Here is a 22,389-nt window from a genome sequence, read left to right as displayed (position 1 = left end):
TAGGTCTGTGACTCACGGACTTCTGGAGCGGGGGAGCTGGCATCTCTGGCACCAATACCGCGACTGTGCCCGAGACTCTGGAGGCCGCCGGCAGGGGTCCAGCCCGCCGCGGTCCTGGCAGTGTTCGTCTCCGGAAACCCTCGTCCGCAGCCCCTGAGCGGGGATGGTTGTTGGGCGACGCCGGTCTGGTTATAGGGCGCGTGCTCGGGCATGGCGTCTGCGAGAGTCGAGAGGCATATCCCGTGGCGTCGGGGACTGCCGCGTCACGGTGACGGAGCCGAAGGGGAGGTACGTCATGGCGGAGCCTGAATCGGTCCTTCAGAACCTGGGACCGGCCACGTGGTCGGCGGAGGATGGCACGGCATATGAGGTCGCATTGGAGGGGATCAACCACGTCGTGGGCGCCTATTCCGGGTTGATCGCCGAGGCGGAGAGTGCGGCCGACACGGCGCGAGTAGAGACTTTGACCGCCGAGCGGCGCGGGTGGGCAGCCCGGCGCGGGAGCCTGACTCCGGCCGACCGGGCGGAGGTTGACGCGGTCACCGCCGAGTGCGCCCGGGTGCTTGCCGAGCTGCTGGGCACCGCGTGACCGAGGTCGACCGCACCTTGCACGTTCTCTTCGCAGCGGACAACGACCGGATCTTCCGTGAGCAGATCGTGCCCGACGTGTTGGTCGGAACGCCTCAGGAGCAGCCGCTGGCCATCATCGTGTCGGGGCAGACGGGTGCCGGGAAGACCTCGATCACCACTCTGGCCACGCAGGCGCTCGCGGGCCGGGGCGCGGCCGTCAACATCAACCTGGACACGTACAAGCCGTACCACCCGAAGTTCGACGAGCTGATGCGCTCGCACGTCAGACGTGGCCTGGGCCGGCGGAGTCGTCGCCGGGCCAGGGCCACGTGGTTGTCGGGTGAGGCGAAGGCCCAAGTCAGGCGCCTCGACGCCTGCTTCGACTGCGTGTCTCTTCCTGCTGGCTCGGCGTTTGAGACGTGACTGATGGCGGCCAACGGCCAGAATGTTAGCCCACGCTGATCCCGTGCCCGCTACGCTCCGCGTCATGGGAACGCCCTGGGCTTCGATCATCAGCGGGACGACGGCTGTCTTCAGCGCGATCGCCACGGGCGGAGCGTGGCTGGCCGCGCGCAGGGCCAACGCCACCGCCGATGCTGTTGCACGCATCGAGCGCAAACGCTGGCACGCCGACCTGACGCCGCAGTTCCGGGTCACCATTGAACCGCCGTTCGCTGACGATCTCCGCCGCTTGGTGGTGCATCTCGCCGGTCCACTCCCTCTGGGCCGTCTCGATGAGATCCGCGTCGAGATTGCTCAGAGCAACGACCGCGACAACAACGCCCGATTGGTCGGCGATCGGAGAGTGGATCCCGAGCAGCTGGCCGCGCAGCTCTGGGGGCCATATAAGTTCCTGCGCTCAGCGAACGGGATGGACCATGCAGGGAAGACGGCCGCCCCGTTCGCCCTGGTCGTGGGCAAGGGCCAGACGTTCACCCTGACGCGCACGGACCCGCCGCCCTGGTGGCGCGCCAGCATCGCGGAGGAACAGTGGCGGGACAGGTGGCGGGGCCAACCCGTGCGCCTCATCCTCACCTGCCGCCGGGACGGCCTTGAGCCTTGGGTGGTCCCGTGCGAGGTGGAGGTACCCGTGCAGCCGCAGGTGTGGGAGCCAGCCCCTCTCGGATGGCGTTCTACTCCCCGCCATGCATGACCGAAGCGCCGCAAGCCCGGAGACACGCCCTGCGTGCGACCGTTCAGCCGTCCGCTGCCTTCTGCGGCAGGGCGCGAACGACGAGGCGCCTAAGAGCTCCTAACGGAATGCGGTTGGGGCGTGTCTTCCGGCTGGATGGCTCGGTTGGTTGGGTGTGAGGAAGCGTGATCCCCAACCGTGGCTCATCGACGATGAGTTGTGGGCGCGGATCCAGCCGTTGCTGCCTGTGCGGCAGCGCCGGCATCGGCACCCGGGCCGCAAGGTGCTGTGCGGCATCCTCTTCGTCCTCTACACGGGCATCCGGTGGGAGTGGCTGCCGGCCGAGCTGGGCTTCGGCTCAGGCATGACCTGCTGGCGCAGGCTTCGGGACTGGAACAACGCCGGTGTCTGGCAGCGCCGGCACGAGGTGCTGCTGGCCGAGCTGCGGGCGGCAGACCGGCTGGACATGTCGAGGGCGGTGATCGACAGCTCCCACATCCGGGCGCTCAAGGGCGGCCCAAAACCGGTCGGAGCCCGGTCGACCGGGGACGGCCAGGCTCCAAGCACCACGTGATCTGCGATGCCACCGGCATCCCCCTCGCGGTGGCGCTGACCGGCGGCAACCGCAATGACATCACCCAGCTCATGCCGCTTCTGACGGCGATCCCGCCGATCCGGGGCAAGCGGGGGCGGCCGAGGCAGCGGCCCCGGGAGATCTACGCAGACCGCGGCTATGACCACGACTGCTACCGCCGCCAGGTCTGGGCGAAGGGCATCAAGCCCGTGATCGCCCGCCGCGGCACCGACCACGGATCCGGCCTGGGGATCGATGGGTGGTCGAGCAGACGATCGCGCTGCTGCACTGGTTCGGCCGCCTGCGGATCCGCTGGGAGATCCGCGACGACATCCACGAGGCGTTCCTCAAGCTTGCCTGTTCGCTGATCTGCTGGCGCCGCCTTCGAGCCGCATTCCGTTAGGAGCTCTAAAAGCGAAACGAGGCACGCCGGTGATGGTGTGCGGCAGACAGTTCGACCGCTCCGTGTGTGTGGCTACCTGAGTTCAACGGAGTAGCTGCCGCCGTCGAAGGTCCAGCCGTCGGTGCCTTCGCCGATGTCCTGCACGATGACGTCGTCGATGAAGTGGTCCTCGAAGTCGTCGTCGGTGAGCTGGCCGGCCATCCAGAGTCCCTCGATGGCGCTCCAGTCGCCCGATCGGCCGTCGATCCGCAGAGGGGCGGCGGCGCGTGTTCCGCGCTGGCGCCGGTCGCGGCCGGTGGTGACCCAGCCGCTGATCTCGAAGTCGCCGTCCTTGAAACGGGCGGGGATCGGCTCGGCCGGGACGAGGGCGACGTTCTCGTAGGCGGTGTGAATGAGGTCGCGGTAGCTGCGGCGGACGTTGTACCCGGGGTCGGACAGCCAGTTGAGCAGCGTTTTGACGGTCACGTCGAGGCCAGCCTCTTCCAAGGCCTGGTAGCCGCGGTGGGTTCCAGTGAGCTGGCTGAGCTGGGCGTGCCAGTGCTTGGCGTTGTACGAGGACAGTCGGTGGCGGGGGGTGACCTGGGTGCGCAGGAGGTCGTTGAGGGCGGCGCCGAGGGATTCTCCGTGGCCGGTGGGTCCGGCCATCAGTCGTCACCCTCGGGGATGAAGTCGCCGGGCTGGACGAACTTGGCTTTGACCTCGCCGAAGCCTGTCCCGATCCGGTACGTGGCGGGCGGGGTGTTGTCGGGGGTCCAGAAGACGGCCGCGTCGACGTTGCGCAGGGCGATGAGTGTGTGGCCTTCCTGGACCGCCTTGAAGGCCGTGATCCAGTGGCGGACGGAGGCCTCGGCGACCATGCTCATGCGCCAGTCAGGCCGCCAGAACGGGGACTTCTGTTCCGGCCGTTTGGGCCACAGCAGGCGCAGCGCGATCGACAGCCGGGTCTTGTACGCCTTGTACCGCTCGCCGCCGGCCTGGACGAGCTCGATACGTGCCTGTCGAGCGGCGGCGTAGAAGGGCTTGAACAGGGACTCGTTGGCCTTGCCGGTCCAGGAGTCGTGGATGGTCGGCATCGCGGCGAGGTGGCCGTCGCGCACGAGCCTCTCCAACTGCTTGATGTGCGGGGTGGTGACCCATACGCGACCGTGCTCGTCCGGCCGCTCGATGATCCGGCCCAGCGGGTGCGGCATGTCGGTGCGGGGCCAGGCCGGGATGTCGATGAGGTAGATCCCGGCGCTGGCCTTGTCGAACGCGGCAAGGGGTCCCGTGTGCAGCAGCTTGTTCGGGGCCAGGGGGACGGCGGAACATGCGGACGGGTAGCTGCCGTTGCGGTCGATCAGGCACAGCGCGCCCGACCCGAAGGAGGGGGGGACATCGAGCTTGTCCCGGCGGACACGCCTGCCGTTGTCCCGGATGTAGGGCACCCGGGAGCTGGTGACATCGGGGTGGACCCAGCGTGGTTCGCCGTCCATGTGCTCACTGATCAGCGGCCACGGACCGCTCTCCCGGTCCTCGATACGGATGACCTTGATCGGGTGCATCTTCGAGCGGCCGACCGCGTCCTTGAGGAGCTTCAGCGCGGGGAACGGCGCGTTGTCCGGCTCGTCTTCCTCATCCCCCGGCTGTAGTTCCTGCTCTCGTTCGTTATCACCCTCGTTGTCCGGGACGCGCGCGTCGTCCGCTGCGGGCTGGACGGCAGCAGGCTTCCCGGGCGTGCTGGCGGACACGGCGGTGTTGTAGGCGTTCAGTGCGGCGGCGAGGCGGCGCCCCTCGGCGGTCTCCGGCAACGACGGCGGTGCGGCAGCCATCTGGGCTAGGGACGGCCTGAGTTCGGCGAGGGCCTTCTGGTTGCCGCCTGCCAGCGCGGTGCGCAGCGCGGCCAGTACATGCGTGGCAGCGGCTGGCAGCCCCTGCTGGGCGCCGGAGGTGTAGGGAAGCGCGGCTTCGGCCAGCTCCCGCTCTACAGCGGTGCCGATGCTTGGGGCGGGCCTGTCACCGCTCGCGCCGACCACGGGTGGGACTCCGGCGTCGAGGAAGCGGGCGTGCATCAGATCGGGGCTTAGGTATGCCGAGCCGATCACGCCGAAGTCCCGCTCCACGATGGTGACCTGCACCTTGGCAGGGTCGTTGGTCGGGGCGAGCGTCAGCGTGACGTCGGCGTCCAGGAGACCGAGGAGCGTGGGGTCGGCGCTGTCCACGACGGCGAGGACCGGTACGTGCAGGGTGCGCGCGAGGGTGGCGAGGACCTGGGAGGCGTCCGGAAGCCGGTCGCCGGACAGCGGAAGGCGGGCGTTGTGGGCGGCCTGGAGCCGGTCGACGACCACGAGGGCCAGATCCTGGACGTGCGGTGCGGTCTCCGCGATGGCTTCGGCAGTCAGGTCGCTGCCGTCGTCGATGAGGAGCACGGAGGCCTGCTGGCGGAGTCGCTCGGCGACCTGCTGCTCGTGCTCGGTGAGGCGGCCCTGCTTCAGGCGCGGGTAGTCGCCGCCGGTCTCGGCGGCGAGGATCCGGCGGAAGATGTCGGCCCGGTTCGGTCCCGACGCCGCGTACAGAACCTTCCGGCCGTCGACGAGCGCCGTCTTCCTCGCGGCAGCCAGCCCCAGCAGGCTTCCACCGCCGGCCGGCAGCGCCGCGACGAGCGTCAGCCTCCCCGGCTGCAGGCCACCCGCCGCGGCGTCCAGGCCGGGCAGTCCGAACGTGGGGCCGCTGGCGGGGCCGGAGGCGAGCACGGAACCGATGGTGTCGCCCAGCGTGGCGAGCCTGCGTGGCGCGCTGCCGCGCCCCTGAGTGCCTGGCCTGTTCACCGAACCTCCTGCGGGTGCCGCGCCCATCGCCGCGGCCGGATCGGACGCGTGGGCAGCAGAGTTGGTGTCGACTGGCAGCAGCACCGCGACCGGTGTGCGGCTGCGGCGCAGCACCTGCGGTTGGCCGTGCGCGGCCCGCGAGATCAGGTCGCCGAAGTCCTTCTGCGCCGCGCTGAGTACATGGGAGGGGAATGCGTCGGCCTGCCGTGCTGCCGGGAACCGGTCCAGCGGTGCCAGCAGGGCGCGATCGTCTCGCTTGTGGATCAGGGTCGTGACCCCGTCCTCCTCGGCGGCCTTCACCAGGGCATAGAGCTCTTTGCGGGCTTCGGTTGCGTTCATCGCAGTCTCGGAGGGCTGCTCCTGACCCTGGCTCACTCATCCTCCAAACGTGCTCAACTCTCCCTCTATTGTAGCAAGTCCACTAACTAAATGGACGTGATTCATACATTTTCCTGGATGTATTCACTCACTAGTGGATGTCTTCAGTGTGAGTTTGGCCAAGTGGGCATACCGCTGAGCAGCTTGCAGACGCGCGACGAGACGAGGGCCGGGCACCGGCCCGGCCCTCGCTCACTGCGTCCGCAGACGCGGTACCCCTCACCGCGATGGTCGGGCTCAGCCGCCCCATGCCGGCTCCTGCTCTTCGGGCGCCTCCATGTATGCGAGGTGTCCGACAGCGGAGTAGGCCTTGCCCATCCTGCCGGCGAGCCCGCCCGCAAGATCCGGCGCTCCGTGGGAGGACTCGGTGAACTGCCGGACCACGTCCTCGAGGGAACCGCCCCGAAGGTCGGTCTGCAGGCGCCCCTTGGCGCGCATCTCCTGCACGGAGCCCTCAACGAGGTTGAGGGCGTTCCTCATCTCCGCGGCGGCGCGGGTAAGGTAGCTGTAGATACCACAGGCCTCCCCCGGATACTGGAGCCCCTGGCGGTGCAGGGCGTTGATCAGGTCGACCAGGGATCGCGCCGCGCGGACCGAGTTCCTTCGACTTCCTGAGAACGAACCATGACCACCGGCCTGGACACCGGCACGTAGAGCCACTGGACACCGGGACGTACGAGGTAGGAGCCGCTCTGTGGCGGCTCGTCCGTGCGGTTCCGAACCTGCTGTGGATGCTGTCCGCGGGGTGGCTGCTCGCTTCCTGGCGGGCAGGAAAGACCTCCGGCGAGGCTCCGGAGGGGGCCTCCGAGGAGCCCCCAGCAGTACCCGATGTAGAGGCCGTCCGGACCCTCCTGCTGAACCGAATGGGGAGCGGCTCCGGGGTACACCTCCGCGCCGTCCTCGCCCACCTCCAGGAGGACGGCCAGTGGGAGGGCCGAACGGTCACCGAGTTGCGCGCGCATCTGGAACGCCTCGGGATGCCTGTCGACCGCGGCGTGAAGGTGGCCGGCGTGCCGACGTGGGGAGGGTGCGCAGGAGGGATCTCGAAGCCCCTTCCCCGGTGGAGGCGCGGGAGTCGTCTACCGAGCCATCTACCGCTGCGTGACCTGCGCTTCTACCGGCTCGTTTACCTTGATCTACCGACCGTCTACCCGCGCATCTACCACCGAGGAGGTGCTCGTTATGGACCAGCAGAAGGCGATCGAAGAGGCCGCGCGTGAGGTGCTCGCGCATGGTGGGCCGGACTGCCGCACCGACCCTCACATCGCCACCGAGGCGATGGGTCGCGCGCTTGACGCCGGCGCTACGCACGACTGCATCGCCGCCGAGATGCGCCGCCAGCGCGGCGCCTGACTAAGCCCGAGGTGGGCCGCTCCCAACCGCCAAGAAGATCGCGGCCCGCCCCGGTTCCTACGAGACGACCTACCAGGCCAGCAAGGGCGGCCACTTCCCGAGCCGACCAAGCCCGTGCCTGGCGCGCCGAACGGCGAGCAGGACGCCTGAGCCGCACTGGGAGAACGTCAGCACCAGGCCCTGCTGGCCGCCCTCGTCCGGCGGGGCCGACGCATGTCACAACACGGACACAACCCCTCCACGCATAGCGCACAGGACTGGATGATGCCGATCACGCACAAACGCCCTGGGGGGCCTCATGAGTTACACCACGCCACCGCCCATGCCCGACTTCCCGCCGCCGCCCCCGTCGACGCCGAAGCGGCCCCGTAACTGGGTCATCATCGGCTCAACCGCCGCAGTCGTCACCGCCATTGTCGTCACAGGGGCGACCGTCGCGAGCAGCGACGACGGCACCAGCAGTGAGGCCGCACCGAGACCGACGGTCACCGTCACCCACACCGTCGAGATGACCGACCAAGAGATCATCGACAAGGCCATGGAGGTCCTCGAATCAGCCGAGGCGGACGTCGATGCGGGCGTCGAGCCGGACGTGTCGATCCCGGAGATCGAGACAACCGAGGAGGAACCGGCCGGGCCACTCACCTCGATCGATCAGGGCACGTATCTCGTTGGCGAGGACGTGAAGGCTGGGTCGTACAAGACTTCAGGGCCGACAACGAGCATGTGCTACTGGTCCCGGAACAAGGACGACTCGGGCGAGCTGGGGGCGATCATCGCGAACGACATCTTGCAGGGTCCCGGGCGGGTGACTCTGAACAAGGGGGAGATCTTCGAGACGAACGGGTGCGAGACGTGGGAGCTGGCGAAGTGATGATTTCTGTCCGACGGCACGCCTGCGGGGGGAACGTCATGCGCCGCACCAGCGTTGCCCTGCTCACGGTCTTCTGCCTCGCGCTAGCCGGCTGCTCGTCCAGTGGGGAGCCGGAGGCGAAGACCGTCACCGTCACGGCCACCCCGACACCCACAGCGTCGCCCTCGCTCAGCCAAGCCGAGAGCAAGCGTCAGTGCAGTCTCGCTGTCGCCAAAGCTGCACCGGACTGGGAGGACTGGAGCTACTCTCCCGGTGATTGGCAGAACGACCCGCGGACGCCGGAGGTATGCCTTGGGCTGGCGGATGAGGTGAATCCGCCTGCGGGGAATCGGGCTTACGGGGATGCGTTTAGGGATGGTCTGGAGATGGCTGACGACCCACGCGCTGATCAGTAACCAACGGCGCGTTGCGCCGGTTGGTCAGATGTGGACATGCGACTTGGGATCGAGGGCGGCCCGGCCGACGGCGGCGAAGTGACGGTTCAGCCCGGCGAGCACAGCTGCCCGCCCGGACAGATGGAGATCAGCGGCAACGGTACGTGCTGCGGATGTTCGGCACGGACCCGCACCCGGGCGCGCACTGGCAGTACTGCTGGCTCCGGCCGCAGCCACTACGGAAGTAGTTGCAATCCGGGCGATCATGCCTCACCATGGGCCGCAGATCTGGCACGCCCGGAAACACACAGACAGCACAGAGCCCCCGGCCAACATCCCTGGCCGGAGGCTCCGTCTTGAACCGACCGCCCCTACAGGCTGTCCAGGATCTTCGTCCGGCGGTCCCGGTACTCCTCATCCGTGATCGCCCCAGCCGCTCGCAGCTGGTCCAGGGTGGCCAGGCGAGACGCAATGAGCCTTTTCCAACCTCCTGTGCGGGCTGGGTAGTTGGCCTGACAAACGGATGAAGCCCCTGGTAGATGGGTTTTCGACCAAGAGAACCGTCTCCACCAGAGGCTTCGAATGCTTGTCTACCCGTCCGGCGTCGACGTGTCCAGCTCTACCCTGCGCTTCCTCGCTGCCCGCCTGAGGAAACACCGTCATGCTCTCGGAACTCGATGGCGGCGCCTGAGCGCGGGCCGACAAGCCCTGCTCACTCTCACCCACCTGCGCAACGGCCAGCCCTACGCCCAGCTCGCGGCCGGTTTCGGGATCGGCACCACCACCGCCTACCGATACGTCACCGAGGCCGTCGAACTCCTGGCCGCACTCGCCCCCACGCTCGCCGAAGCAGTACGGGCTGCATCGATGAAGGCATACCTGATCCTGGACGGAATGCTGCTGCCGATCGACCGGATCGCCGCCGACCGGCCCTTCTACTCGGGCAAACACAAGAAACACGGCATGAACGTGCAGGTCATATCCGACCCGAAGGGCCGTCTCCTGTGGGCTTCACCAGCCCTGGCCGGCGCCGTCCATGACATTCGGGCCGCACGCGAGCACGGCATCATCGACGCCCTCGCCCAGGCCGGCATCACCTGCTGGGCAGACAAGGGCTACCAGGGCGCGGGCGGCACGGTCCGCCTCCCGTACCGCGGCCGGTGGGACCGTCTTTCCACCGGCCAGCAGGCTGTCAATCGGTCCCATGCGAAGGTGCGGGCACTGGTCGAACAGGCCATCGCCACCCTCAAGTCCTGGCCACTCCTGCGCAAGCTCCGCTGCTCGACAACCCGAATCACGAGCCTCGTCCAGGCTGTCCTCACCCTCCATCTGGCCAGCTCAGACTAAGGATGGAGAAAAGGCTCACTGTGCCCTGTAGGTCACGCGGCCCCCGACTCGCGTCGGTCTCCGTCCTGGAGACGAGACGGCCCGTACCGGTGCCGTGAACATCGGGACGGGCCTTGATCCGAAACACCTTCCGATCAAGGAGTCCAGATCATGAGCAGCACCGTACCTAGCAGTTGACGCCCGCGCAGGCGGACGACCGCGCCTGCCTCGTCTGCGGTAGCGAGGCAGCGGTCATGCGGCCGGTGGGCGACCGCGCCGGCGTTCAGCTGTTCGCGTGCGTCCCATGCATCGACCGCGCCAGGACACCCCACGACTCACGGCGGCCGACGGCCGTCGGTACTGTCCATTCGGACTCGTGACCTGCTGCCGGTGGCATCGGTGTCCGACGGGGCCGAGCCGGGCGTGTGACGCGTCAGGGCCCATCCGCCGGACGCGGGTGAGCCCTGTCATACGTGCAGGCCAGGGAGGGGAATGCGATGGGCACACGCGAGGACATTGCGCGGGCAGCGAGCATTCTTGCATCTCACGTTGGCGAGGTGCGCTGCCCGGCCGACCGGGTACAGCTCAGGCGAGGGCATCGAGACGGTGTGACAGGAACCCCGCCATCGCGCGGACCCCGATCCCGATCGCGTGCTCGTCGGCAGCGAAGTCTGGGGAGTGGGGGACCCCGTTGATGCCCGCTTCCGGGTTGGCGACGCCGAGGTAGAACATCGCTCCGGACACCTGGTGCAGGAAGTATGCGAAGTCGTCGCCGTTGAACGGATACGCGGCATGCAGCACCGTGACCGCGTCCTCGCCCAGGGCGCCTCGCAGGTACGTGGCTGCCGTCGCGCTGAGGTCCGGCGAGGACACCATGGCGGGAAACGGCTGCTCGGTGAACTGCACCCGCGCACCGGGGATCGCATCCACCCAGCGCCGCACCTCCTCACGAATCTCGGCGTACCGGCTCTCAGGCCAGGCCCGCAGATAGGCGTGCACTCGCGCGCCATCATCGCCCGAGCTCGAATAAGACAGGGCGTAGACAAAGCGCGCCAGCGGGCCGTCCGGGGTTCGCATGTCGTCCATAAGCTGCTGGAGTTGTCCGGGCGTAGACGGACGCCCGACGGTCGACAATTTGTCGATCATGGCGACGAGTCGCTTGGCGTCGTCGGCGGCGTCCGCCCCCGACAGCTCGATCCGGAAGCGGTCTTGCCCCGGCTGACCCGGCCCGATCGCGAGCGTGCCGACCGGAAGAGGGCCGCAGTGCAACGCGTAAATCTCCTGCGGCGCGGTCCGCTCCAGGACCCCGTCCTCGATCATCGCCCGGGCGCCCTCGCAGGTCTCCTCGGCCGGCTGGAAGACGAAGACGACCCGGCCGTTCAGCTGCTTCCGCAGCCGTGCGAGGACCAAGGCGATACCCACCCCGATCGCCGTGTGCAGGTCGTGGCCGCACAGGTGGGCCGCCCCCGGGACCTGCGAGGCGAAGGCACAGTCGGACAGTTCGTCGTCGTCGACCGCGTCCATGTCGGCCCGGTAGGCGACGGTCGGGCCCTCACCCGCACCGTCGAGCACCGCCACCACACCATGGCCGCCCACGCCGGTTACGACGGCCAGACCCGCGGCGCGAAGCCGCTCGGCGACCAGTGCTGATGTGCGCCGCTCCTCACCGGCAAGATCGGGATGCCGGTGGATATCGCGGCGCATCCCGATCAGCTCATCGTCGATCTCGGCCGCAATCTTGTCGATCATCGCGTGGTCCAGCGCGGAAGACATGCGCCGGAGGCTACACGAGCCGATCTCCAACCCGGCCTTGAAGTTGAAAAAGGCTCAATGTCCCCACCAGCAGGGGCAGGAGCAGCCTGAGGCATCGCCACAGCCGCAGTACTCGGGGCCCTGTCGGCGAGACGCGCGCGGAGCGCATCCGCCAGGATCCTGCCCTGATCCTTCGGAACCTGTTTGATCTCTGCCTTGTTGTTCGACGCGAACACGATGAGCGTCCCCATTAGCATGCCGCCCGACCACTGCACGGAGCTGATCCGGCTGTACGGGAAGTCCTCCACCTGCTGCGACATGATGCCGTGCTTGAGGAAAACCAGCCGCTGATTCGTCATGGCCACCAGGCCGTTGCCCTTGCCGTAGACGCCGGTGGCGAGCATCTCCACCGTCTCGCCCTCCCACAGAACCTCGGGGAGCTGCTGAATCTCCCGCTTGGCCCCGAACGCGCTGCTGAGCTTCGCTGCTGCAGCGTCGATATCCGGCCGCACGTTGGGTGGAGGGCGCGCAGTGACACGGCACGACGAAACCCGAGGGCCCGAACCACTGGCTGAAGCGGCAGATCCTCGACCGGGCCCGGCTGCACCTGCGCCGTGACGGGACGCTCGTCGAAACCGCGGCTCCCGGCCGCTACGTCGTATCGGCCGCGCGAGCCGTTCTTGGTCCTCGATCTGCGGCAAAGGAGTGGGCCATGGTGGGCGACTTTCAAGGCGTTGATGTGCCGCCGCCCGCCCTCGGCTGAGGCGCGTGGCCGGATGGCGGCGACCAGGCGCGGGCCGTCCGCGTCGCCAGTGAGGATGATCCGGGTTTCCTCGAACTCGAACAGCAGGCCGATGCTGGGCGGGTTGGTGACGACGTCCCACACGGGATCAGGATGCCGCGCCGGGTATCCCGTCGGCAGTGTCAGGGAGCGGTACTGATGCCGCGTACTGGCGCCCGCCTCGGCCGACAGGGACGGCTTCATCACCGTCGAGTTCTGACGACCATGCGGTCGTGGAGTTCGTCGGCATCATCGCCGCCTCCGTGGCGGCCGCCGCGTCACTGAGGCCAATGAAGGAACGTCCACGCCGTACAGCGTGCCGATCGCGCTGGCCCTGCTCAGGCTGCCGGCGGGCGGGCTGACCGCGGTGCTGGGGTTGGTCCTCTTCCGCGGGGAGTTCATCGTTCACCAAGTTCGTCGACAACCAGGCGCAGAGCGTCCTGAGCTCGGTGGGCGGGCCGAACAACACGGTCGGCAAACCGGTCCGGGACCCCCAGGTGCCGGCCGCGTGACGACGTGGCGTGGGAGGGGATCGGTCACGCGAGCGGGCCGGCGGCCGCCACCAAGGCGGTGAGTACGCGGCGGGTCTTGTTCTCGGGGTGCTCGGAGAGGGGCACCCCGCGTTCCCGCACCGCCTCCTGGAGTTTCCGCTGCTTGCGCTCGGCCCGTGCCGTGAACGTCTCCCGGTCGTCCTCGTCCTTGGGTTTCACCCGGATCGAAACCTCTAGGAACTCCATGCCCGTCACCGACCACACCTCCAGATCGGCCTTCAGATCGTCGAGCGGGACGTCCTCGAACTTCGTCGACAGGACCGGCCCCAGCGCGACCAACCCGTCGAGTCGGACGGAGGGCGCACAAGCATGCAGGAACTGGCTTTGTACCGCATCCGTCGCCGCGGCGGCATCGGCTCCCCGCTCCACCGCGTCGCCCAGCGTTCCAGGAGGGCAGTCGCGTACCAGAGAGGCCGCCAGCACGCGGCCGTTCCTCGACCAGTCCTCCTCGATCCGGTAGGTGAAGGGTCCCGCTTCGAAGGACTCGGAGAACCGACCGACCAGCTGCTCTTGGTCGCACGGACGAAGCTTGACCGTCAGATCCTCCGATGCGCCGCCCAGTCTGAAGCGCACGATCACGCCGTTGTCCAACAACGGGACCCGCCCCTCGGCGGCCCCTTGCCGGTCTTCGGCGAACCAGATCCGGCGCGAGGTCGGTGCACCCCGCGAACTCCCGAGAGCCGACAGCGCACCGGGCACATCGCCCTCGACGTTGACCTTGATCTCGACCGGAACTAGGTCCATGACATCGCTCCTGCACGGGTTTCAGGGGAGCGCGACCCTCACATTCTCAGCATATCTCCGCCCCTGCGCAGGCGCGGTGTCTGCCTCGGGCCGTGAAGGCCAGCACCCGTCGCGCCAGGTGGTCGCTCTGGAGAAACCCGCCCTCACCCTGATGCGCACACCGCCCGACGGGAGCGGACATATCCACGGACCCGGAGTTCCGCTGCGTCGAGGACGAGCCGTGACGCCGGAGACGCCGGATTTCAGTGTGAGTGCTCACCTGCTGCCAGCTCCCCTTCCTCGAGGGACAACTCCCGCCTCGTGACGAGCCGTAGATCGCTTCCGACCGACCCGTCGCGGACGAAGCCCGCCGTGACCTGGTCGCCCTCTCGCAAGTGTCGTCCGGGCCGTCGGGCCTTGCGGCGATCGCGAGGGCCGACCCTTTCCGCAGCACTTCGTCGGTGGCACGCGAGGCACCGGGAACCTGCCGCATCGCAACGACGTGCTCGAAGTCCGGGGGCATGGTGACGAGGTGCGCGAGCAGCCGCTCGTCACCCTTGCCGACAGCCAGGTAGGTCAGGTCCGTGGGGCGGACGGCATGGTGGTCGAACCGCCGGAAGTGAACGACGTGCCGCACCTCGACCGTCACCGGGTCCAGGAGCTCCGTTCCGCCGCGTTCGAAGTCGCCGCAGAACAGGGGCCCGGTGAACGACGTGCCTGCGGGTTGCCCGTCTGTGCCGACGAGGTCGCTCAGAACTAAGCGTTCAGGTCTCAGCGTGTAGAGGGCTGTCCCGGTCGTCCGCCGGTCGTCGGCGTACACCTGCTGCGCGTCGCCCGCATCGTTGGTGAAGGCGGCCTCGATTCGAGCAGGATATGGAAGCCGTGAGGGCGCATGAACATGGGCAGGTGGGAGGAGCATGCCGTCTCCTCCCCCACCACCAGCATTTCCGTGGGTGGCTTTGGGATCAGCGGCCGCCAAGTTTCTCACCTCCGTTCGAAGCCCCCACCATTGGTCCGCCTGGAAGGCCGCACACAGCATCACAGGGTGCAAGAGCAGCTCGGCCAGACGTCACCGCATGTGTGGGGCGGCCGACTACCCGCGTGATCATGCTCCGGACGGAAAGGGAATGTCACAGGGGTCTGGTCACAGTCGGACGTGCAGCCCATGGGGCGGAATCGCACGCCGTCAGGCCAGCCGGATGCGTAGGAAACGCTCCGTACCGTAACCAGGGCTCAAGACGTCTCCCCTGAGGGGCCCGAGTCAAAGTTCTGGCATCGCGCCGGGAATTCCTGTCCGGACACTAGAAGGCCTGGCGGCAGCGGAAAGGATTTCGACGACCTCACCAGAGTCGAGCACCGAATTCCGAGTGCGGCCGGACAGCTTCGGCCGGCTGCAGGTGTCGCGGACGGGAGCGTACTGGCTGGCCAGCCCACTCCATCGCCCGATCGGAAGGGCCGAGAACCTCGACGGGGTGCCCGAAAGGATCACACCGCCCCAATTCGTACGGCAGGTCGGCCGACCATGCGCAGCTGACGGCCGGTCTGGAAGCGAGCCGGGGGCGCGAATTAACCGTTGGAAGTGTTATGTGAAAGCGCAAATTTGAGTCCGCTTCACACCAGGGAAACGCAATGTGGCGTCGATCCCGGAACGTGCAATGATGGAACACGTGAGGCAGCTCACGCCATGACGCTGCGATGGATGAAAAGGTTACCGGCCCGGCGGACCGTGCTCGGCCGCACCGGGCGCATGCCCCTATTCCCACGCGGGCGGACCGCGTGCGAGGTTGGACGCCCTCGCAGCGAGGAACAGACTTCCCCTGGTCCAAGGAGTACCGCGATGACCAGCGAATTCCGACACCCCTGCATTACCCCTCCGTATCTGCTCGAAAGATTGCTGAAAAGCGATGACGGCGAGATCCGTCAGGCCGCGCTGAACACCATGCTCACCACTGCCCACCTGCGGGGCGAGCGAGCGGTCCGAGCAGCCTTCCCCGGTGCCGCCACTCCCGGCAACGCTCGTAGAACGATTCACGACTGCCGGAGCACCACGTCTCTGCCCTTCGCGGTTCTGGCCCGGTCCGAGGACGGACCGGAGTCGACCGACGCCTCCGTCAACCAGGCATTCGACATGCTCGGCAAGACGCGGGAATTCTTCCAGCGGGTGTTCGCCCGGAACTCGATCGACAGTCACGGGATGCGCCTGGACGGATACGTCCACTACGGCTTCGAGTACGGCAATGCCTTCTGGGACGGGCGCCACATGGTGTTCGGCGACGGGGACGGTCGCGTCTTCTCCGACCTCACGAACTCGATTTCCGTGGCGGCCCATGAATGGGGGCACGGGGTGACCGAGCACACCACGGGGCTCGAGTATCACAACCAGTCCGGAGCCCTGAACGAGTCCATGTCGGACGTGTTCGGGGCGATGGTCGAGCAGTGGACACTTAGTCAGACGGCCGAGCAGGCGGACTGGCTGATCGGCCGTGAGGTTTTCACGCCTCAGATCGAGGCCGACGCGCTGCGGTCGATGAAGGCTCCCGGGCATGCGTGGAACACCGAGAAGTACGGCAAGGACCCCCAGCCGGACCACATGTCCAAGTACGTCAACATGCCGGACACCTACGAGGGAGACTGGGGTGCCGTGCACTACAACTCCGGCATTCCGAACAAGGCGTTCTACCTGACGGCGGCCACCATCGGCGGATACTCGTGGGAGGCACCCGGACTCATCTGGTACGAGGCTCTCAAAGCATCCAACAGCGAGACGCGGTTCCAGGAGTTCGCCGACACCACGTACCGCAAGGCCGGAGAGCTGTACGACTCCGGCAGCGCCGAACAGATGGCCGTGCTGGGGGCGTGGCAGGAGGTCGGCATCTCGATCACCGGGGTCACGGTGGGGCGCGCCAGGGCGCGCTATCGCACAGCCGGCCAGAACGGGGACGCGACCGCGACAGTCAGGGCGCTGACGGCCCAGGTGCAGGAGCTGAGCCGGGACGTGGCCGCGCTCAAGGGACGTGTGACGGCCGGTGGTTGACGTCGAGGTGCCCGGCGGCCGACGCCGGGTACCTCTGCGGAACAGCGGAAGCGGCGGACGGCTGAGAGGTGCCATGAGGGTCACTTTGGCAACGCGCGGCGGGCTGGCGGCGCCGGTCCTCGCCGGCCTCCCGCCGGACGTGGTGGACACCCACGCCCTACCCGAGAGTGCTGCGGCTGAGTTGTCCCGGCTGGTGGCAGCGGCCGTTGCGACAACTGCGGCGGCTGCGGGGACCCCGGCGCCCCGCAGCCGCGCACCGGATGCCCTGAGCTACTCGATCACGGTCGAGGAGGGCAGCCACTCGTCCGTTCTCGTCCAGTCGGACACGGACATGTCCCCGGAGTTCGCGGCGTTGCTGCGGTGGCTCAAGGAGCATGTCGCGCGGGAGTGAGAGAGGAATCGAGGCAGGCCGCCGTCCGCCACGGACGGCGGCCTGCCGACGCAGCTGTCCGGCTGAGCTGTCGCAGCACCGCGATGGCGCCGGCGTCGGCGCCCTGGACACGTGTCACTCCCAGGTGACCTGGCCGTGAACTCGCCTGCGGCGGGAAGAGCAGGGCTCCCTCCGCCATGTGCGTGACGCTCCGCCGTGTGCGTGACGACTTCGATATCTGTGGCGCCCTACCCATCAAGACGACGGTGCCCGTCCACCTGCATGCCCATGACCGGAGCGTTGGGGATCCCAGCCCGGGACGGCGCCAAGAGGATGTCGCCTATCTGCGCGGGAGGCATCGTTCCCTGCGTGCCGCCCTGAGGATCGACAGCGATGCTCCAGGAGATCGAGGCGATGGCGGCCGCGTTGCGTAAGGCCGCGATGACGTGGACCTGGTCCGGGGCGGCGGTGCTGGTGGCGGCGGTCGTTCCTGGACGGGCTATCCCGATCGGCGCGCGCCAGTCCCGATCGGCGCGCGCCAGTTGAGGGGCCGTCGCCCGACGAACAACCCGGCGACTACCGCGTTATGCGGACGTGGCGGGGTCGTTGAACTGTGCGACTCCGTACGCCGAGCCCGGGGATGTCACAGCTGGTACTCCAGGGCCCATGGCATGTCGGGCACCAGGGCATCGGCCCCTTCGACGCTGGCCAGCCGGTCGTCGGTCATGTCCCGCTTGTCGATCAACTGTGTACCGACCGTTCCCCTTGCCGCGCGAGCGCGCGGGCCCGATGCCGACGGTGCGGACGTTCAGAGGCCCGCGAGTGTCAGGGCGGTCGCGGTGACAGAACGGGCGATCGTGGCCGCGAACTGCGTACTGTGGTCCTGGTCAAGAAGGGTGTCACCGGGGGTGTGGTACTGCCGGGTACCGGTGCCGGGCAGGCCGTCGGGGGTGGCGAACAGGTCCTCCGAGACGGCGACGGCCGCCCACCCCCGCTCATGGAAGCTGGCGTGGTCGCTGCGGCCCACCGCCGGGTCGGTGAGGCCCGTGAGCTGTTGGACCGTCACTTCGGCATCGATGGCCGGGAGGGTACGTGCGACGAGACCTCCGAGCGCGTCGGACGCGGCCACCACGGGACCAGGCACCGAGGAACCGGTGTGGATCTCGACGGTGGGCATGTTGCCCTGCTGAAGGCCCGCGATCATGTCCATCTGGAAGACGCCGGCGATACGGTCCCCTGCCGCCGCCGCGGCCCGTGCGTAGAACTTGCTGCCGACCAGGCCCTGCTCTTCGGCGTTGAACAGCACGAAACGCACCGTGCGGACCGGCGCCCGGCCGTCCGCGAGCAGCGCGCTGAGGCATTCGGCCGCTGCCATGACCCCGGCGGTGCCGCTTCCGTCATCATCGGCGCCGGGTGCTGGGTCCACGGCCGGATCATAGGGTCGTGGCTCACCACTCTCGTCGACGAAGTCACCGCCGGACGCAGTAGAGTCCAGATGCGCGGTGATGAGGACGGCCGAATCGGCCCCGGCGACACCGTGTTCGGCCTCCACGTTGAACAATTGCCGCCCGCGCCACCGGAAGGGGTGCAGCCGGACCGTTAGTCCCAGGTCCGACAGACGTCGTGCGAGTGCCTCGACGACACGAGGGTTGTCCTCCGCAGACGCGTCCCGGCTGCGGACCCGCAGCGGCTCGCCCTCGACCAGCGGTGCGGCACCGGAGATACGCGCCACATGATCACGCAGCACATCGGGGGTCACCGTCGACTGCACCGCGGCGATGGTCCATGCGGAGGGGCGGCCGTCTCCGGCTGACTCGGCGGTCGAGGCGGGGGAGCCCGGACCCGCCGCCGAGCGGAACGTGACCCCTCCCGCCGATGTCTCACCGGGGCGGGTGAGGAGCGCGGGGTCCGGCAGCAGCCGTTCGATGTGTCCAGGCTTCGCACCCGGCAGGTGTATGTCCTCGATCGGGATGCCGGCGGGCACGGCGAGATAGACGCCGCCCGGCGCGGGCCCCAGCGGGACGGGTGGCGGGGCCGCAGATCCCGACAGTTCCTCGGCAACGAATCCAAAGGCCAAGGTGGCGCGCAGCGCCGCTTACGTCGCCGTGCGGCCTGCGGCCGTGGCGCTGGTTGGGGCCGCGGCAGACGGAAACGCGCGGTCGTCGCGGACCAGGAAGGCCGCTGTTTCCGCCACGGGCCCCCGCAAGTCGACCGCGAATCCGGCCTGTTCGAGGACCTCGGCGCCGCGAGCGCTCAGCATGGCAAGCACGAGCCGCTCTGAAGGCACGTGCAGCGGCACGACTTCGGTCTCGTCGGCGATCACCGCCAGGTCGGGCAGTCCGCGGCCCTCCGGCAGCTCGATGCGTGCCCAGAGAACGGGACGATTCTCCACGGCGGCTGGAGCAAAGACGGGGTGAGCCGCTGTGCGCATGCCCGCCTCCCTCGCGAACGCGCGTTCCTGGGAATCCTCACCGACAAAGACGCAGTCGTCGGCCCCCGCGGCCCCCGCCCCCTCTCGGCCCACCTCCGTCGCTGCAGCAATCGCCTCGTCGAAGAGACTCCGGTTGTTCTTGGGACCCCAGTGGACCAGGCGCGCGTCGGTGAAACGGCCGGGGAACGCTGAATGAAGGGCCACGGCAGCCCTCTCGGCAGCACCGTCATCCGTACCGGGGTTGGAAATGATGCCCTTGGGCATGTCGCGGAAGGAGTCGAGGACAGCGAGAACGCGTGGCCGCGGCAGCAACGTGAGCGTGCCGTCGGCCTCAGCGCGGGCGTCCGCCAAAGTCGCCCCGATGTCGAAGAAGAGCACGGGCATCTCAGGGCCTCCGCAAGGTGAACCGTCCCGACTTCGGGACTGGACGAGTGCCATCTGGGATGGCGGCCGCGTGAAGTGCGGCGGAGCGGCATCACGGGGCCACCGCGGCGGACGGCAGCTCACCCGGCGCCTGGGACAAGCTCCCGTCCACTCCATCCTCCGCCTGCGGGTGCGATCCCGCATCCCGGCCGGGTTTCGGCAAATTAGCTTTGACACAGCACAGTTGAAGCAGTCAATTGAAGCGAGACCAGCCCTCGCGCCGTGGGGGATCGAGTATGAAGGGCCCCTCGGGCTGCCATGATGCGGGCTTCCTCGGCTGTGACGTATCGGAGGTGACCACGATGTCGCTCCACGCAATGTACGAGACGTGCCCGCGGAGCCCGTTGAGTACCAGCGGGCGCGGGCCTTTGCCCCCCGCGGGGTCCGCTGAGCAGATGAGGTGGTTGATGCGTGAAGCATGCGGCGACGGTAGGGACCCGTGACGATCACGCCGGACCGACCGGATGGGCACCGGGGGAAAAGTCGCCGCCCAGACGCACATGACGGTCCGCTCGGACGGCACAGACGCCGCGACCGGGGGACGGGGCGCCGGCTCTGCGGGTGAGGTTCCTCGTCGAGGTCATGGGTACTCCCGCAACCATCACTGTCCAGCCTATGGAGAGCCATGACCCACGAGACCGAGACCGACAAGGGCAACCGATTCTGCAAGGCGTGCGGCACACCGGCCGGGGATGGGCCGCTGTGCGAGCACTGTGGCACAGTCCTGGACCTCCCTGACGACGCCGGACTGATCGAAGATCAGGGCGGAGCGGTTCGGCGCGATCTCGGCGATGAGCAGCGGGGGTAGGCGCGAGCGGCGACGGCAGGTCCGCTGAAGCTGAACGTGCTGTCGGCAAGTCGCTGTCCCGCGCCGCCGGCAGCAGGAGGGCCGCCGCTCCTACCGCAGCCCGCCGCTCTCCTGCGAACACTTCCCCGGAGACGAGTCGGGCCGCGCCCGTGCGACCCTCCGCCGTCTGTGCTGCACCGAGGGTTTTCGGCAGCCGTGATCGACGTCCATCACATTGGTGGGCTGGTCAGCCGATGAGGGCCTGAGGATCTGGTGAGTGGTCTGTGCGGCGACTTGACTTGGCCAAGGCGTGCCACGGCGCCATGTCCCGAACTGGCCGCAGCCGACCGACAGCCGACCATCGTGCATCCACCGCGCGGACTGCGCAGCGCGGTCGCATCTCCTACACGTGTTCCCCGAGGCTGATCAGCGCCGCCGACCGGGGGCCGTCCGGGGCCGGTCGAAGCGCATGGGTCCCTCCTGTGCGAGCGCGGCAACCAGACGCCAGCCCTTGTCGAGCAGCCTTCCGCAGGTGAGCGCCCGGCCGTGCTCGGCCGAAGGGGAGACCTGGTCGTGCAGCAGCCACTCGTCCGTGCGGAAGGGACCCAGGAACCACAGCGGTTGCTGCCTCAGCCTTACCGCCCCTGCTGCGGCCCTGACCGCCCTGCCGGACACCGCGCCGAAGCGTGCGCCGCAACGACGCCGCCGTCCGTGGTGGACGTCCGCCACCACCACGCCCCTGCCCCTCGACGGACCCACTGAACCACCCACTGAACCGCTTCCACGGCCAGACAACGGGCGTCGGGTGTGCGATGCTGCGTCGCGCGAGGCGACAGGGCCTTCGAGGCCACTGTTCTGCGTTGCTCCTGGGCGGTCGGGGCGGAGGTGTGTCTGCAGCACCGGGGCTACGGAGCCCACGCGGTGAAGCGGACAATGCGCGACTACGGGGACCTACGCCTGGGTCGCGTGCGGGATGCCGAGGTAACCACAGCCGATCACAGAAACACGCGTTGCAGTCCTTGTCTTCTCGGGGGGGACGTGTCCGATGTGCCCGCGGACGCTACCGGTGCGGGAGCGGCGCCGAGGGGGTCTCGGCTTCCATCCGGTAATGCGGTGGAGGAGTTCGGCCATGCGGAGCAGGGCGGCGGTGGCCTCGGAGCGGACCCCGACGTCGCCCTCCCGGGCGCCCTCGTCGAGACGGTGAGCGCTTCGCAGAGCACGTCGGCCCCGCTGGGCCATCTCCCCGCTGCGGCACCGTGGCAACGCGGCCGCGCGAAGCGAACTCCGCCGGCCTGACCCCCGTGGTGAAGGTGCGCGGCCGTCTTCCGTCCGAGGGCCGGCACGACCCTCGCTCCGAACGAGGACTTGGACTCCCGCTCCACCTCGAAGCGGTGGCAGGACACGAGATACCAGTGCGTAGGGCGCCGCGCCGTCCTTGAAGACAGAGCGCCCCGGCCTTCACAGCGGGACTTGTATGCCGAGTTCATGCACGACGCGGGAAGGCGGGCCGCCTTCTCAGCGTCCGATCTCAAGCCCTTGACCCGGGGCTGGCGGGTGCGCGGGTCGACGCCCTCGGCAGGAGCGCTCCTGGCGTACGGGCCGTCGGGCTCTGTGTCACGGTCGTGGGGCTGTGGCAGGAAAGCCGGGCCTCCCTGTGTGCGGGTCTCCTCGGCCGGGCGACCCACAGCTACCAACTACGCGACACAATCGACGACGCCGCCTTCTTCACCCTCTCAAGACATCCGTACA

General features: G+C 68.5%; 22 protein-coding genes and 1 pseudogene. 11 read left to right on the top strand and 12 right to left on the bottom strand.

The features are described from left to right. The first annotated feature begins 295 nt into the window (after positions 1 to 295). From ACFYNL_RS06065 to ACFYNL_RS06050, 4 genes and pseudogenes are all read left to right on the top strand, one after another. Entirely contained in the window at positions 296 to 589 is a 294-nt protein-coding gene (locus ACFYNL_RS06065) for a hypothetical protein (protein ID WP_388797083.1), read from the top strand. Next, entirely contained in the window at positions 586 to 993 is a 408-nt protein-coding gene (locus ACFYNL_RS06060) for a zeta toxin family protein (RefSeq protein ID WP_388797081.1), read from the top strand. The genes ACFYNL_RS06065 and ACFYNL_RS06060 overlap by 4 nt, the downstream gene beginning before the upstream one ends. A 64-nt stretch (positions 994 to 1,057) precedes the next feature. Further along, the gene (locus ACFYNL_RS06055) at positions 1,058 to 1,723 is read left to right on the top strand and encodes a hypothetical protein (RefSeq protein WP_388797078.1); all 666 of its coding nucleotides are present in this window, start codon (positions 1,058 to 1,060) and stop codon (positions 1,721 to 1,723) included. A 154-nt stretch (positions 1,724 to 1,877) separates the two neighbouring features. Further along, positions 1,878 to 2,679: pseudogene (locus ACFYNL_RS06050) on the top strand (IS5 family transposase). A 72-nt stretch (positions 2,680 to 2,751) separates the two neighbouring features. On the opposite strand, the gene ACFYNL_RS06045 reads toward ACFYNL_RS06050, so the two are convergent. The 3 genes from ACFYNL_RS06045 to ACFYNL_RS06035 form a co-directional block, all read right to left on the bottom strand. Then, positions 2,752 to 3,324 carry a hypothetical protein gene (locus ACFYNL_RS06045; protein WP_388797075.1) on the bottom strand — a complete coding sequence of 191 codons (573 nt, stop codon included), beginning with the start codon at positions 3,322 to 3,324 and terminating at the stop codon, positions 2,752 to 2,754. Continuing rightward, positions 3,324 to 5,822 carry a DnaB-like helicase C-terminal domain-containing protein gene (locus ACFYNL_RS06040; protein WP_388797072.1) on the bottom strand — a complete coding sequence of 833 codons (2,499 nt, stop codon included), beginning with the start codon at positions 5,820 to 5,822 and terminating at the stop codon, positions 3,324 to 3,326. The genes ACFYNL_RS06045 and ACFYNL_RS06040 overlap by 1 nt, the downstream gene beginning before the upstream one ends. 276 nt (positions 5,823 to 6,098) lie before the next feature. Then, positions 6,099 to 6,521 carry a hypothetical protein gene (locus tag ACFYNL_RS06035; RefSeq protein ID WP_388797069.1) on the bottom strand — a complete coding sequence of 141 codons (423 nt, stop codon included), beginning with the start codon at positions 6,519 to 6,521 and terminating at the stop codon, positions 6,099 to 6,101. A gap of 522 nt (positions 6,522 to 7,043) precedes the next feature. On the opposite strand from ACFYNL_RS06035, the gene ACFYNL_RS06030 reads away from it, so the two are divergent. Together ACFYNL_RS06030 and ACFYNL_RS06025 are read left to right on the top strand one after the other, a co-directional pair. Further along, complete coding sequence (locus tag ACFYNL_RS06030) at positions 7,044 to 7,214, top strand: hypothetical protein (RefSeq protein ID WP_388797066.1); 171 nt, start codon at positions 7,044 to 7,046, stop codon at positions 7,212 to 7,214. A 322-nt stretch (positions 7,215 to 7,536) separates the two neighbouring features. Beyond that, positions 7,537 to 8,088: a hypothetical protein gene (locus ACFYNL_RS06025; protein WP_388797063.1), complete on the top strand. Its 552-nt coding sequence runs from the start codon at positions 7,537 to 7,539 to the stop codon at positions 8,086 to 8,088. 745 nt (positions 8,089 to 8,833) lie between these two features. Here the strand turns inward: ACFYNL_RS06025 and ACFYNL_RS06020 are convergent. Continuing rightward, the gene (locus tag ACFYNL_RS06020) at positions 8,834 to 8,914 is read right to left on the bottom strand and encodes an SHOCT domain-containing protein (protein WP_388797357.1); all 81 of its coding nucleotides are present in this window, start codon (positions 8,912 to 8,914) and stop codon (positions 8,834 to 8,836) included. 130 nt (positions 8,915 to 9,044) lie between these two features. Here ACFYNL_RS06020 and ACFYNL_RS06015 point away from each other — a divergent pair, with 130 nt between their 5' ends. Then, positions 9,045 to 9,809: an IS5 family transposase gene (locus tag ACFYNL_RS06015; protein ID WP_388797060.1), complete on the top strand. Its 765-nt coding sequence runs from the start codon at positions 9,045 to 9,047 to the stop codon at positions 9,807 to 9,809. 564 nt (positions 9,810 to 10,373) lie between these two features. Here ACFYNL_RS06015 and ACFYNL_RS06010 read toward each other — a convergent pair. The 4 genes from ACFYNL_RS06010 to ACFYNL_RS05995 form a co-directional block, all read right to left on the bottom strand. Continuing rightward, entirely contained in the window at positions 10,374 to 11,561 is a 1,188-nt protein-coding gene (locus ACFYNL_RS06010) for a M20 family metallopeptidase (RefSeq protein ID WP_388797057.1), read from the bottom strand. Further along, a complete protein-coding gene (locus tag ACFYNL_RS06005) occupies positions 11,534 to 12,052 on the bottom strand; it encodes a PH domain-containing protein (RefSeq protein ID WP_388797054.1) in 519 nt (172 codons plus the stop codon). Before ACFYNL_RS06005 ends, ACFYNL_RS06010 begins: the two co-directional genes overlap by 28 nt. Positions 12,053 to 12,857: 805 nt before the next feature. Continuing rightward, positions 12,858 to 13,616, bottom strand: a complete 759-nt coding sequence (locus ACFYNL_RS06000) for a hypothetical protein (RefSeq protein ID WP_388797051.1) — start codon at positions 13,614 to 13,616, stop codon at positions 12,858 to 12,860. 46 nt (positions 13,617 to 13,662) lie between these two features. Beyond that, entirely contained in the window at positions 13,663 to 14,514 is an 852-nt protein-coding gene (locus tag ACFYNL_RS05995; RefSeq protein WP_388797048.1) for a hypothetical protein, read from the bottom strand. 972 nt (positions 14,515 to 15,486) lie between these two features. Here ACFYNL_RS05995 and ACFYNL_RS05990 point away from each other — a divergent pair. The 3 genes from ACFYNL_RS05990 (at position 15,487) to ACFYNL_RS05980 (ending at position 17,545) form a co-directional block, all read left to right on the top strand. Continuing rightward, a complete protein-coding gene (locus ACFYNL_RS05990; RefSeq protein WP_388797045.1) occupies positions 15,487 to 16,629 on the top strand; it encodes a M4 family metallopeptidase in 1,143 nt (380 codons plus the stop codon). 73 nt (positions 16,630 to 16,702) lie between these two features. Beyond that, entirely contained in the window at positions 16,703 to 17,020 is a 318-nt protein-coding gene (locus ACFYNL_RS05985; RefSeq protein WP_388797042.1) for a protealysin inhibitor emfourin, read from the top strand. A 372-nt stretch (positions 17,021 to 17,392) separates the two neighbouring features. Beyond that, positions 17,393 to 17,545 (top strand): hypothetical protein, encoded by a 153-nt coding sequence (locus tag ACFYNL_RS05980; protein WP_388797039.1) that lies wholly within the window; start codon positions 17,393 to 17,395, stop codon positions 17,543 to 17,545. Between the two features lie 262 nt (positions 17,546 to 17,807). On the opposite strand, the gene ACFYNL_RS05975 is transcribed toward ACFYNL_RS05980, so the two are convergent. Both ACFYNL_RS05975 and ACFYNL_RS05970 read right to left on the bottom strand, forming a co-directional pair. Next, entirely contained in the window at positions 17,808 to 18,983 is a 1,176-nt protein-coding gene (locus ACFYNL_RS05975; protein WP_388797036.1) for a M28 family metallopeptidase, read from the bottom strand. A 111-nt stretch (positions 18,984 to 19,094) separates the two neighbouring features. Next, positions 19,095 to 19,814: an HAD family hydrolase gene (locus ACFYNL_RS05970; RefSeq protein ID WP_388797033.1), complete on the bottom strand. Its 720-nt coding sequence runs from the start codon at positions 19,812 to 19,814 to the stop codon at positions 19,095 to 19,097. A 664-nt stretch (positions 19,815 to 20,478) separates the two neighbouring features. On the opposite strand from ACFYNL_RS05970, the gene ACFYNL_RS05965 reads away from it, so the two are divergent. Beyond that, on the top strand, positions 20,479 to 20,661 hold the full coding sequence (locus ACFYNL_RS05965; protein ID WP_388797030.1) for a hypothetical protein: 183 nt from the start codon (positions 20,479 to 20,481) through the stop codon (positions 20,659 to 20,661). A gap of 405 nt (positions 20,662 to 21,066) precedes the next feature. On the opposite strand, the gene ACFYNL_RS05960 is transcribed toward ACFYNL_RS05965, so the two are convergent. Together ACFYNL_RS05960 and ACFYNL_RS05955 are read right to left on the bottom strand one after the other, a co-directional pair. Continuing rightward, positions 21,067 to 21,375 carry a hypothetical protein gene (locus ACFYNL_RS05960; protein ID WP_388797027.1) on the bottom strand — a complete coding sequence of 103 codons (309 nt, stop codon included), beginning with the start codon at positions 21,373 to 21,375 and terminating at the stop codon, positions 21,067 to 21,069. A gap of 260 nt (positions 21,376 to 21,635) precedes the next feature. Further along, entirely contained in the window at positions 21,636 to 22,325 is a 690-nt protein-coding gene (locus ACFYNL_RS05955; protein WP_388797024.1) for a DUF6009 family protein, read from the bottom strand. Positions 22,326 to 22,389: the final 64 nt, after the last annotated feature.

The organism is Streptomyces sp. NPDC007808 (assembly GCF_042868655.1).
Taxonomy (GTDB): domain Bacteria; phylum Actinomycetota; class Actinomycetes; order Streptomycetales; family Streptomycetaceae; genus Streptomyces.
The sequence above is the reverse complement of the archived record's forward strand: the minus strand, read 5'-3'. Positions and strand labels throughout refer to the sequence as shown.